Raw genomic sequence first — 12167 nt, forward strand, 5'->3', positions numbered from 1 at the left:
TTCGGCGAGGCATCACGCACGTCCCATGACGAGGGGCGACCCCGCGATCACGCGCATCCGATCCCATTGCGATAGCCACGGTCTCTCCACTACGCCACATTCCTGGAGCTAGTTGTGGCACTGTGCGAGTGTCGGATGAACGTCCTAACCTGTGATACGGCAAGCGATACCGGGACAACTTGTGCTGCAATCTGTCTCGTCGCCGCGTCGTTGGGGCAGCCCCTGGCCGCCCCCGCCTGCGCGGTGCAGCAGTGCAGGTACTGCTGGAGGTGCGTGGACAAGGCCTGGGGAGGTTCTTCGTCGAACGACCTTCCGGCCGTGCGGTGACGATCAGACGGGGAAGGTGACTCCGGTCAGTTCCTCCGAGACCGTCCACAAGCGTTGCTGAATCGCCATGTCATGGGATCGGGCGCTCGATTCGACGATCTTCGGGTAGCCGCGGGTCTCCAGGAATCCGCCCGGCCCGTAGTACTGACCGCCCAGCACGCCGGGATCGGTGGCCGCGCGGAGGACCGGCAAGGCCCCCATCGCTGGGCTTTGCGTGACGATGGGCGCGATGACAGGCACGAGCGCACGCAGCGCAGTGGGCATGTTGCGCATGAGGTCGGTGTTCGCGGCACCGGGGTGTGCCGCGACCGCGATCGTTTTGCCGTTGCCGGACAGACGACGTTGCAGTTCGTAGGTGAACATCAGATTCGCCAGCTTGGACCGGCCGTAGGCCGCCACCCGATTGTAGGACCGTTCGCCTTGCAGATCGTCGAAGTCGATTCGCGCCCGGATTCGATGTCCGACACTGCTGACCGTGACCACCCGCGAGCCCGGCACCGGCAGCATTCTGTCCAGCAGCAGCCCGGTGAGCGCGAAGTGTCCCAGATGATTCGTCCCGAATTGCAGCTCGAACCCGTCGCTGGTGGTCTGTCTCGGCGGGTACATCACCCCGGCGTTGTTGATCAAGAGGTCGATCGTGGCGTGAGCGGATTTCAGCTGTTCGGCAGCAGTCCGTACAGATGCCAGCGAGGTCAGATCCAGCTGTTGGATGATGGTGTCCGCGCCGGGAACGGCACCGGCGATACGGTCTGCGGCGTGTTTGCCCTTGTCGACATCCCGAACCGCCAACACCACCGACGCACCGTGCGCCGCGAGCGCTCGGGCCGTCTCGAACCCCAGCCCGCTGTTGGCGCCGGTGACGACCGCTAGTCGTCCCTTCTGGGCTGGTATGTCTTGCTCGGTCCACCTGTTCGCCATTTTTCCTCCCAACGATCGGACGGTCCGTCGCATTGTCCGACGAGCCCGGCGGGGGTGGGACTCACACTCACACCGTCGCGCTCCCGCCGCGGTTGCGCAAGAGGGCGGCGAGACATCGATCGGGAGGTCCTTGCGTGGCCGACGACGGTCATGGTGTCGCGGGTGTGCGACGGCCTGAAAGGTCTGCCGGATGCGATCACCACCGTGTGGCAGCGCGGTCGTGCACACAGCGTGCGCAACACATTCCGGTATACCCGCCAGTCTCGCGGCGGCCCGGGCCTGGCTCCGGTGCCCAGCGGTTTACCTATTGAGGGAGAATACGGACGTGAGCGACGCACCGGAACCCTTGCCAGGGCCCAGCCGGAAGGGGTACGACGAGCTGGAACGGTCGCGCCGAAACAGGAAGAAGGGATGAAGGCTGTGGAGACTCCCGGAGCGGGAGACGGCACGTCGAAAGTCACCCGACTACCACGTCGCCCGCGGCGCGTGGCAGAAGAGGCCGGCGAACGTCTCCCAAAGACTCGACGCTCGGACGGTGGCTCCGTCTATGATCCTGCACCGACCAAGCCCGTACTGCGATCGGAACTGCAGCGGGAGACAGGGTGGTGGCCGGTCGACCCCGGCGCGGCGCGGCACCCCGCTCCGAAGGATGCTCCGGGCAGTGCCGAGCCTGATGCCAGTGTCATCGATCTCGACGCGTTGCGGCGGAAACGAGCTGGTGAAGATGCTCCGGCCGCCGGTATTCGGCGCATGGTCAAACCGCGCCGAGTGGGAAAAAGTGCAAGCGAGAGAGCAGGCACCGAAGGCCAGCCCGACAGTGGTCGCGACGGTGACCCCGACCAGGTGGACGGACCTGCTGGCCCACGCTGAACTCTTCCTTCGCTAGGCCGTGGCCGCACCCAGCGCCCACACATATCCGTCGGCAACCCACATTGCGTGAACCGGTGCGGGAAACTCATACCGTTGGGGACGACTCTGGCGGCACCGACAGCAATCCGCCACCGGTCCGCCGACATCGAACACGACTCTGAGCAGCCGTAGAAATCGTCCGCAACTCCGCGAAATATCCGCGCAGTCCTCAGGCACAAACTCGGTCGGTGCCGACCACTGCGAACTCGCTCGCCGCCGTTCCGCACCTGACGGCCAGGTTGAGCAAGTGACCGGGACCGGCCCTGGGCAGCGCCGCTCTCACCGACCGCGTCCGACGCGTCACGACGAGTGCCGGACCATCACGAACCACGGACTCCCCGTCATGGTCCCGTCGTCGGCGCGACACCGTTGTGGATGGCTTGCGCGACAGCTGGATGGGCAAGGTACTCAGCGATGCTGTGGGCCCGTTCCTTGGGATTGTCGACGGGAATCTCCCGCAGCTGTCCCTTCCAGATATGGCGCAGCGGGCATCCGATGGTGATCGGATCCACCACGGACCAGGCATTCAGCCAGTCGCCGACACGCTCCGGCCGGTGCGGTCCTGGGACCAGGAGTTTGTTGTAAACCGCGTCCAGCCCCAGGGGACTGCCGAGAGTGAGCAGCACGGCGACGTCGAGCTGGGGCTGGAGCCGGGTGAGCAGATCCATCGCGACCACGGTGCCGAGGCTGTGGCTGACGAGGGTGAGCCGTCCCGATGCGGGAGCGGTCTCGAGGACACAGTCGAGTACCGCTTGCCGGATCTGCTCGTCGGCGAGGTACGAAGCGACGTCCCGGAAGACTTGGGCGATGATGAGCTCGTCCAGGTCGGTACGGGCGGCCAGCCAGCTGAGCTGCCGCTGCAGCCTGCTCACGATCGCGCTGCCGATCGAACCGAGTCCTTCCGCTTCGACCCGGTCGGCCGGTTGCCCGTCCTCGGCGGGCATGCCCGCGTCCGCGGCCGCGTTCTGCAGGATCTGTTCGTACAGCCGGCGAGCCTGCGGCGTGGTCGGCGCCATTGCCAGCGCATGATCGACGGCCATGGTCTCGGGCGCGAGTGCCGTTTCCTCCGTGGGCTGCAGCAGGGCTGCCAAACGGTCGCCGTAGAACGGGAAGAAGGCATCCGCGGGATCGAACGTGCTGAGCCCGGCGAGGGTGAGGCCCTTGTTGAGGCCGGCGGTCCACTCGCGGCGCAGAAGTTCGGGATCGCGACCATGCTGGCTGCGGCCATGCAGGAACAGCAGGTGACGTGTGCCGCCGAAGGCGCCTGCTCGGGCGGTGACGCCGTGGCGGAGTTCCGTGCTTTCACGCGGCGCCGAAGCCGGACCTATCTGTTCGGTGCGGTCCTCGGCAGGTGCGAGGCGGGGGCGGATTGCCGATGGTCCGCCGACCGGCCCGGCGTCGGGACCGAGTTCGGCGAGAAACTCGTGGTCGCGCGCCGAGCGCTGCAGTCCGGCCAGGTGCATGAGGATCGCACTGATACGCACTCCCTCGTTGGCCCTCCAGGCAATCGCGTCGTCACCGTCGCCTTCGTGCCAGACTGTGCCGTCGCGGCGCAGAAGCCGCCCTTGCTCGTCGGTGCGCGGAACGCCGGAGTGGTGCAACGCGACGACCTCCCATTGGTCGTTGAAGACCGGCGAGCCGGAGTTCCCCGGTTCGGTGTCGGTCGAGTAGTGCAGGAAGTCATCGAGCTGCAAGTCGAGCTGGTTGCGGCGGATGCCGATCTCCTTGAGCCTGCCCATCGGGTGCCCGATGACGTTCATCGCCTCACCGATGACGATCTTTCCCTGGTCCATGATCAGCCGGTTCCACCAGCCGACGGCGTCGCCGGGCGGCTTGCCGTCGGCGCCGGGACGAACCGGCACCAAAGTGAAATCCAGGTGCTCATCGGTGACGAAGAAGTCGGGGTCGAGACGGAACCGCACAGGAAGGCGAGGGTCGTTGTCGATCGTCGTCTCGGCGCCGAACTCGATCACGGCCTGCCGGGCGGTGTCCTGATCGGGAAGTACGTGATTGTTGGTCAAGAGCAGCCGGGGCGACACCAGGAACCCGGTGCCCAGCGGTACTTCTCGGCCGTTGCGGCTCAGCGATATCCGCGCGACCGACGCCGCCGTGCGAGCACCGCGGGAAAGGAAGTTGGCCGGTTGGAGTTCGTTGCTGGCGCCGATGATCCGCTCGAGCGTCGTGATCCGGTCGGAGGGCTCGATCCGGCCGGCTTCGATCATGGCCTCGACCGGCATCTCGCCGCTGGTAGCCAGCCGCTGCGCCCGAGCGCTGATCTGTTCCGGAGAGTCGACAACCGGGCTGTCCTTCATTTTGCGACGTTGCTCGATGTCTTCGCGCTTGGTCTCGGTCGCGACGTAACGCTCCGCGGCGGCCCCGATCTGCTTCAACCACGCCGCTTGGACTTGTTCACGAGAATTCATGGTGCAACCGCCTGGAAACAGAGGTTGATGTGGTCATGTCCGCTACTGGCGGAGTGTTCCTCAGGCGCGTCACACCACCGTCACCTCAGCGTTTCGCCCAGCGCGGCAGTGCCCGACAGCGTTCGTCCATTGTCACCGCGCCCGTGCGACTCGTGTCAGCGATTCGGGAGCGACTCGACCGCCGGGGCGTCGCACTTCTGGACGCGGAGGAGGAGTTCGTCGAATTCCGGCGACGGCTCGGTGTCGAACTCGGCCCACAGCAGGTCTCGGTATCGCCGGTATTCCCGAAGGGCGTCGATCTTGTTGCCCTGCGCGAGATGGATACGCATCAGAATCCTGCGGGAACTTTCCCGGAGCGGCTCTGCCGCCGCCACCGCCGACGCGGCCATCAGGGCGGCGCCGACCTGCCGACGCTCCAGCAAGGCTTCGGCCGCCGCTTCCAGCGCCGCGACCCAGGCCAATCGGTACCGTTCCCGGTCGACGACCACCCACTCCTCGTCCCAGTCCGCCAGCAGCGCTGCGCGATCCAGCAGCAGCGGGACGCGCGCGAGATCCTCCGAGCACGGCTGGTGAACCAGTTTCTGCGCCAATTCGGTCAGATACGCCAGGTCGACGACCACGTCCGGATGGAGGCGAAGACGGTCGCCGTTGATCTCCACGACTGCATCCTGGATACGGCGCAAGCGCCACAAGGCGGTTCGCAGACGCTGCGCCGCACAGTGATCAGCGCACTCCGGCCACAGCGCGCCGGCGAGGCGGCCACGAGAGACCGGCCGGTTCAGCAGTGCCAGATAGGTCAGCACCCGCTCCGCCGCGTGCGGAATGGAAAGTCGGCGGTCGCCGCTGTGCAGGGCGAATTCTTCGATCAACGTGAGCTGGAAACACGTCGCATGCGTGGCATTATGGATGAGCACCATTTCACTACTCGATCGCGGCGTCGGTCTTCATTTCGCAGGCGTACGTCGACCGGTCGATCTCGGCTATCGCACACCGGCCATCATGCCCAGGTCACGAACTGTCGGCGCGAGTAGCCGACTACGCGATCGCGAGACAACGAACGTCGACGAATGACTATGGTCGCCACGCCCAGAACGAACCGCCGCGTAGCGGACTACTCGCATGCGGTATCAACGGAGTGAGACCCACGATCTCGCACTATCGAAGCAAAACTCCTCCACGTAAAGCGGTCCGGAGAATCTTCGTCGACAGCGATGAGTTCTCCGACGGTGCTCCGTCCTATCCGGTGAACGCGCTGCCAACGCGGCGCACCAACCAGAAGGACCAGGAATGACCACCGCCAACCCCACCACCAACTTCTCCAGCGACGTCACCGACCGTCCCGGCAAGGTCCGCAACCGCGTCCTGTGGGCCCTGCAGATCCTGCTCGGCCTGTTCTTCATCATCGCCTCCGGCGGGCCGAAACTCGTTATGCCGAGCGCCCTGACGGACAACGCCCCCGAGAATCTGACCATCCCCCTCGGGTTGCTCGTCTTCATCGGAGTTGCGGAGGTGGCGGGCGGTATCGGCCTGATGGTGCCACGGCTCAGTGCCCTGGCTGCCGCAGGTCTGTCCGTTCTCACCGTGCTCGCCGCAGCGACGCAGGCTTTCATCGCCGACAAGCCCTTGATGGGAATCTTCCCTTTGGTGCTTGCCGCGATCTTCGCCTGGATCGCCTACGAGCGCCGCGCCACCATCACGGATCTGCGCAACTCGCTGTCGCGATGACGAATCCATAAGTGCGACCGGGCGTTGGAGGCAGGCCCAGAGCCTGACGCCTGCCTCTATCCGATGAGCGCCGATGAGTTTCGAGCGTGTAGGAGGTCTACCTCGTCATGAGGAAACTGATCTACGGGTTCAGCGTGTCCCTGGACGGCTACATCAACGACCGCGACGGCAGCATCGACTGGACCAACCCTGACGAGGAGCTACACCAGTTTCACAACGACCGTTACCGCGAAATCGAGGTCTCGCTGCACGGCCGTCGCCTGTACGAGCTGATGGCCGAGTACTGGCCGCATGTGCCCGCGGACGCGCCGCGCATCGAGCGGGAGTTCAGCAGGCTCTGGACGGAGAAGCCGAAGGTCGTCTTTTCCCGGACGCTCACCGAGGTCCACTGGAACAGCACGTTGATCAGCGAGAACGCGGTCGAGGAGGTCCGCAGGCTCAAGGCGGGAGGCGATGGCGTCATGGAGATCGGTGGCGCCAGCCTCGCGGCTTCGCTGATACCACACGGGCTGATCGACGAGTATCAACTGTTCGTCTTGCCCGTGGTGCTCGGCGGCGGCACACCGCTGTTCCCATCGTTGGACAAGCGCATCCAGCTCCGATTGGTCGAGACGAGGCACTTCGACACCGCAGTGATGCTGCGCTATCTCGCCGACTGAGCTCCGTTCGACCGCAGCACCCTCGTCACCAGACACGGCGGACACCGTAAGCGAGCGGCTCCGCGGCACCGGCCCCGGAGCCTCCGCAAAACCTGTTGGTCGACCGCGGCGACCACTGCTAGCCTTCCGGAAGCCGTGCAAGTGAACGAGGAGGTGGTACCCGTGAACGCAGTATCTACATGGGTGCTCCCCTCTGGGGTCACGGTCGGGCGATAGATCGTCCGGGAGCGCCGTTCAAGAGCACTCCCGAAAGGCACCACCGTGCAATTCATTTCTGAACAGCGCCTCGACGACGATATCCTCGAGCGCGAATTCACCCTAGGCGAGATCCCCGGCGTCCTGTGGACGCCCGGATCAGCATCCGCGCCGGCACCGCTGATCCTGATCGGCCACCCAGGCGGACTGGACAAGATGTACCCCCGACTGGTTGCCCGGGCCCGGCACTCCGTGGCGGAGGGCTTCGCCGCAGCCACCATCGAGCTCCCCGGCAGCGGTGACCGGCCCCGTTCGGCTGCCGCCGAGCAGGTCCGCGCCGACCTGCACCGGGTGCTACGGGCTGGCGAGCCGGTCACCGACGACATCGTCGACCGGCTCGTCCTCCCGCTGGTCGACCAGGCGGTCCCAGAATGGCGGGCCGCCCTGGACGCCCTTCTCGCGCTGCCCGAGATCGGCGGGCCGGTCGGGTATTCGGGCGGGGTGATCTCCATCGGCACCCGGCTGGCGGCGGTCGAGCCGCGCATCGTGGCCGCCGTTCTGTTCGCCGGGAGTTTCGTGCCGCGCGCCATATTCGAGGAGGCCCGGCAGGTCACTATTCCACTGCATGTCCTGCTGCAGTGGGACGACGAGAGAAACGACCGGCAGATGGCCCTGGACCTGTTCGACGCCTGCGGCTCCAAGGAGAAGACGCTGCACGCCAACATGGGCGGGCACACCGGCGTCCCGCAGTTCGCGGGAGAGGAGGCAAACCGGTTCTTCGCCCGGCACTTGAAGTGAATCCGGCCCGACAGGCCGACATGGAGGCGGATAGCGGCCGACTCGTCGAATCCGCGCATTCTCGGGTTATGGGGGTGACGGCTGCTTCAGACTGAAGTGTTGGGCCCGGCGATGATCAAGTGCATCTCCGGGCCCGACTCAGCTCCCCACTCGCCTCCCGAAACTTCCTCGGATAGCACCCTGAGCTTCCGTGGCGCCGCAGTACGAGGCGCTCACTCCCGACACCACGCTCGTCACCGTGGGGATCGGCGGCAACGACATCGGACTGGTCCAACTCGCAGCCAGCTAAGGTGTTTCCGGGGGCCGGCGTTGAGTTACTCGCGAACCTGAGCGTTCATCGTGGGATGCGTGTCACCGCTGTCCGCGTCCAGCCCCGCGAGCAGACGCAGCCCGTCCTCGGCGGGGCTGCCGGGGAGCGCGGACAGCACCAGCAGCTCCATGCCCGTTTCGTCCGGTAGTGCGAAGTTCTCCTGATGCAGTTCCAGCAATCCGACCAGCGGGTGTCGGTACGCCTTGCGTCCATGCGTGCGGGCGCGCACGTCTGCGCGGGCCCAGAGGCGGCGGAAGCGCTCACTGCCCATCGCCAGCTCACCGATAAGCGAGGCCAGGCGGGGGTCCTCGGGGTATTTGCCTGCGGCCAGGCGCAGGTGCCCGACCACGTCGAGGGTGCAATTCTCCCAGTCGGCGTAGAGGCCGCGCTCGGCCTCCTCGAGGAAGATGTGCCGGGCGGTGTTCAGGCCCGGCATCGGTCGGCCGTAGAGAAGGCCGGCGAGCCGATTTCCGGCGAGCACGTCCATGCGGTGGTCCATGATCAGCGCGGGTGCGTCGGCGACCAGGTCGAGGACGCGTAGCAGCTCCGGTCGGACCCGCCCGCTCGGCGCCTTCGCGCGGCGGCGGCGCTGCCGGGCGAGCCGGTAGAGGTGCCCGCGTTCGGTCTCATCGAGGCCCAGGACGCGAGCGAGCGCGTCGAGGACCTGCTCGGAAGGCTGGGTCGCGCGGCCCTGCTCCAGGCGCACGTAATAGTCGACGCTGACCCCGGACAGGTGCGCGACCTCCTCGCGGCGAAGCCCTTCGACCCGGCGGCGCCTGTCGATGGGAATGCCGGCGGTCGCCGGGTCGACCCGGGAACGCCGGGTCCGCAGGTAGCCCGCAAGATCGTCCACGTCCCCAGTATGGCCTCGGTGGTGCTCGTGAAGGTGGTCCTGCCGTTACCAGGAAGTCCCGTCCGACGGAAGAAGCGTCTCTGAACACCGGGCGCAGCGGTGCTCAGGATCGAAGGCACCTGATCCGAAGGAGTTCCCATGAAGGCGCTGATCGTCTACGCCCACCCCGAGCCGAAGTCGCTCAACAGCTCGCTGAAGGACCTCGCTGTGTCCACATTGGAGACAGCCGGGCACGAGGTACGAGTGAGCGATCTGTACGCGATGAACTGGAAGGCGGTCGTGGACGCCGCAGACTACGGGCCCCACGCCTCGAGTCCGCTGAAGGTCGCCCTGGACTCCGGCCGGGCCTTCGACGCCGGGACGCTTACCCCGGACGTCGCGGCCGAGCAGGAGAAACTGCTGTGGGCCGACATGATCATTTTCCAATTCCCGCTGTGGTGGTACACGATGCCCGCGATCCTCAAAGGCTGGGTAGACCGCGTGTTCACCTACCACTTCGCATATGGCGTCGGCGAGCACAACGACACGAAGTACGGTGAGCGCTTCGGCGAAGGCACACTCGCGGGCAGGAAAGCTCTGCTGTCGGTGACCGCCGGCGGCCCGGAGTCGCATTACGCCGCCCGCGGCATCAACGGCCCGATCGAGGATCTACTGTTCCCGATCCACCACGGCATCCTCTACTACCCGGGCATCGAAGTGCTGCCGCCGTTCGTGCTGTACGGGACCGACCGGATGACCGGCGAGGACTACCCGGACGTCGCCAAGGCTTGGCAGCAACGCCTGCTCACCCTGGATTCGACCGAGCCGATCGCGTTCCGGCGGCAAAACTTCGGTGATTATGAGATCCCCTCGCTGCAGCTGAAGGAAGGGCTGGAGCCCTCGGGCCGCACGGGTTTCGGGCTGCACGTGCGCGGCTGACCGAATGGGGCAACCCGCGCCTGCAGCCCTCCTCGCCGGTGCGGCACGAACAAGCTCGGGTGCTACGTCGCCGTTACAGTTCCGGGCGGCCTCGTCGCATTCGTGACCCGAAATCTCCGAGCCCGATGCACCTCAAAAAGCGTGTGTGGCGGCGCGTCGTCTCAGCGAGACTCTGGTCGGGTACCTGCCCTGAGCGCCCCGGAGGGGGGCGACAGCCGAATTCCGGCTGCGCGGACACCGCACCGATAGGTCCTGAGCCTGCTGGTCATTCTGGGGTTGGTCATGTCGAGCCGGAAACGACCGCCGTCTCAGTCGTGGGGATAGAGGGTGCGCTCCCAGATGACGGCGACCGTGTCGACGGCCGCGTCCACCGACTCGGGTGCGGCGCCGACGACCTCGTCGAGCAGATAGTGCACGTTCATCGCGACCAGGGCCCGGGCAACCGACACAGCGGGAAGCCGCTCGTCGGCTCGCGTGATCGTCTCGGCCGCAACCTCTTCCAGTGGAGCCAGGAACTCCTGCCACAACTGGGCGGCCTCCGCGTCCCGCTGCGAGGCCACGGCCAGGGTGCGCAACAAGGCGCCGTCGCATTGATACATCCGCGCGGCCGATTCCAGCGCGGCACGCGCGGCCGGGCGGGGATCGGCCGCAGTGCGCCACCGGGCGATGGCGGCATCGGTCTCGGCGCGCAACGGAGCGAGTAGTTCACGCAGCAATGCGACCCGATCCGGGAAGTACACATAGAACGACTTCCGCGACAACGTCGTCCGGGCCATGATCGCGCTCACGGTCACCGCTTCGGATGCCTGCTCACGCAGCAGCGCGCCAGCCGCTCCCAGAATCTCCGCACGAGCCTCCGCCACGGTGCGCCTACGCCGTTTCACCTCCGCTATTGCCACAGTGGCAGTATAAGCAATACAGTTACTGCCACTATGGCAATAAGGAGTCTCGTGGTTGCCCATACCTTTCGAAGATCAGCGGAGATGACTGCCACACAGTGGTATTGCTCCGTCGTCGGACTGTTCCTTCTCATCCGGTCGCTCACCACACTGCTCGGCGCTCCGGCATTCTCCCTTCCTGGATCGGGATGGCGCGCGGCCCTGCAAGCGGTAGTCGGTATCACCCTGCTCGCCGGGCTGCGCACCCGACCCGTCCCGGTCGTCACCGCAGTCGGAATCCTCTACGCGATCGAAACCGCCCTGGGCATCGTGGGCGGCGACGCCATCCTCGGCGTCATCCCGGTCGACATGCGCGACCGCATCGTGCATCCAACCCTCGCGATCACCGCCGCCCTCGCGGTCTTCGCGACACTGCGTCGCACGAAGCGCCGAGGGCCAGTCGATGCCTGACGCGCCTACGGATGACCTCGTGGCCCGGGCCTTCGACGAGGAGTGCACCGCCTGGGTGCGGGCCACCGCCACACTGACGGCACACCAGTTCACATTGCCAACCCCATGCCCACCATGGACAGTCGCCGAACTCGTCGCGCACGTCACAGCTGCGATCGCTCGCGTCCCCGACGGCTTGGCCGCTCCCCCGCCCGCCCGCGCGAACCTCGATGCCGCCGGCTACTACCACCCGCGCATCTTCGACGCGACCGCCAACGCCGCACGCGTGTCGGCGGCCCAGGACGCCGCAGCCGCACATCCGAATACAGCGGCGCTCGTCGCCGCCTTCGACCATCAACGCCGCCGCGCTCTGCGCGCCATCGCCGGACAACCGCCCGAGCGGCTCCTCGTCACTCGATGGGGCGACGGCATGACTCTGCGAGAATTCCTGCTCACCCGCGTCGTGGAACTGGCCCTGCACGGCCTCGACCTGGCCAACGCCCTCAGCGCCCCCGCTTGGACCACACCCGCGGCCGCAGCCGCCGTCACCGACTTTCTCGGTGTCGGCACGGCCGCCACGCGCCTTGGCTGGGACCGCACCACCACATTGGCCAAAGCAAGCGGGCGTGCACCACTCACCGCCGACGAACAGTCCGAACTCGCCCGCGCCCGGATACCCTGGCATCAATTCGGGTAGGGAGGTCCTCCACCCACTCGTCCACCGATGACTTTCGCGGCACGAATGCCACTCTCCGAGAGGAATTTCGAGGTATTGCTCCAGTCGAGCCGATGAGCTCGGCCGGA

11 protein-coding genes and 1 pseudogene are annotated in these 12167 nt (G+C 66.5%); 7 read left to right on the top strand and 5 right to left on the bottom strand.

The window, feature by feature from the left end; translation table 11 throughout:
* Positions 1-330: 330 nt before the first annotated feature.
* From ABZW96_RS25455 to ABZW96_RS25465, 3 genes are all read right to left on the bottom strand, one after another.
* On the bottom strand, positions 331-1245 hold the full coding sequence (locus ABZW96_RS25455) for an SDR family NAD(P)-dependent oxidoreductase (RefSeq protein ID WP_355078133.1): 915 nt from the start codon (positions 1243-1245) through the stop codon (positions 331-333).
* Positions 1246-2495: 1250 nt separating this feature from the next.
* Positions 2496-4577 (bottom strand): serine protease, encoded by a 2082-nt coding sequence (locus tag ABZW96_RS25460; RefSeq protein WP_355078134.1) that lies wholly within the window; start codon positions 4575-4577, stop codon positions 2496-2498.
* Positions 4578-4732: 155 nt separating this feature from the next.
* Positions 4733-5494: a BTAD domain-containing putative transcriptional regulator gene (locus ABZW96_RS25465; protein WP_355078135.1), complete on the bottom strand. Its 762-nt coding sequence runs from the start codon at positions 5492-5494 to the stop codon at positions 4733-4735.
* A gap of 370 nt (positions 5495-5864) precedes the next feature.
* On the opposite strand from ABZW96_RS25465, the gene ABZW96_RS25470 reads away from it, so the two are divergent.
* From ABZW96_RS25470 to ABZW96_RS25485, 4 genes and pseudogenes are all read left to right on the top strand, one after another.
* Positions 5865-6302, top strand: coding sequence for a DoxX family protein (locus ABZW96_RS25470; protein WP_355078136.1), 438 nt, complete (start codon positions 5865-5867; stop codon positions 6300-6302).
* 107 nt (positions 6303-6409) lie between these two features.
* The gene (locus ABZW96_RS25475; RefSeq protein ID WP_355078137.1) at positions 6410-6961 is read left to right on the top strand and encodes a dihydrofolate reductase family protein; all 552 of its coding nucleotides are present in this window, start codon (positions 6410-6412) and stop codon (positions 6959-6961) included.
* A 261-nt stretch (positions 6962-7222) separates the two neighbouring features.
* Positions 7223-7954: an alpha/beta hydrolase gene (locus ABZW96_RS25480; protein WP_355078138.1), complete on the top strand. Its 732-nt coding sequence runs from the start codon at positions 7223-7225 to the stop codon at positions 7952-7954.
* A gap of 184 nt (positions 7955-8138) precedes the next feature.
* A pseudogene (locus tag ABZW96_RS25485) lies at positions 8139-8234 on the top strand (SGNH/GDSL hydrolase family protein); the annotation flags it as partial.
* A 34-nt stretch (positions 8235-8268) separates the two neighbouring features.
* Here the strand turns inward: ABZW96_RS25485 and ABZW96_RS25490 are convergent.
* Positions 8269-9117 (bottom strand): helix-turn-helix transcriptional regulator, encoded by an 849-nt coding sequence (locus tag ABZW96_RS25490; protein WP_355078139.1) that lies wholly within the window; start codon positions 9115-9117, stop codon positions 8269-8271.
* Positions 9118-9255: 138 nt separating this feature from the next.
* Here ABZW96_RS25490 and ABZW96_RS25495 point away from each other — a divergent pair, with 138 nt between their 5' ends.
* Positions 9256-10035: an NAD(P)H-dependent oxidoreductase gene (locus ABZW96_RS25495; RefSeq protein ID WP_355078140.1), complete on the top strand. Its 780-nt coding sequence runs from the start codon at positions 9256-9258 to the stop codon at positions 10033-10035.
* 308 nt (positions 10036-10343) lie between these two features.
* Here the strand turns inward: ABZW96_RS25495 and ABZW96_RS25500 are convergent, their stop codons facing one another.
* On the bottom strand, positions 10344-10934 hold the full coding sequence (locus ABZW96_RS25500; RefSeq protein WP_355078141.1) for a TetR family transcriptional regulator: 591 nt from the start codon (positions 10932-10934) through the stop codon (positions 10344-10346).
* Between the two features lie 84 nt (positions 10935-11018).
* Here ABZW96_RS25500 and ABZW96_RS25505 point away from each other — a divergent pair, with 84 nt between their 5' ends.
* Positions 11019-11384 (top strand): hypothetical protein, encoded by a 366-nt coding sequence (locus tag ABZW96_RS25505; protein ID WP_355078142.1) that lies wholly within the window; start codon positions 11019-11021, stop codon positions 11382-11384.
* Positions 11385-11403: 19 nt separating this feature from the next.
* Positions 11404-12060 (top strand): maleylpyruvate isomerase N-terminal domain-containing protein, encoded by a 657-nt coding sequence (locus tag ABZW96_RS25510; protein ID WP_355078143.1) that lies wholly within the window; start codon positions 11404-11406, stop codon positions 12058-12060.
* The last annotated feature ends 107 nt before the right edge of the window (positions 12061-12167 follow it).

The sequence above is a fragment of the Nocardia sp. NPDC004168 genome, from assembly GCF_040610355.1.
Taxonomy (GTDB): Bacteria; Actinomycetota; Actinomycetes; order Mycobacteriales; family Mycobacteriaceae; genus Nocardia; species Nocardia sichangensis.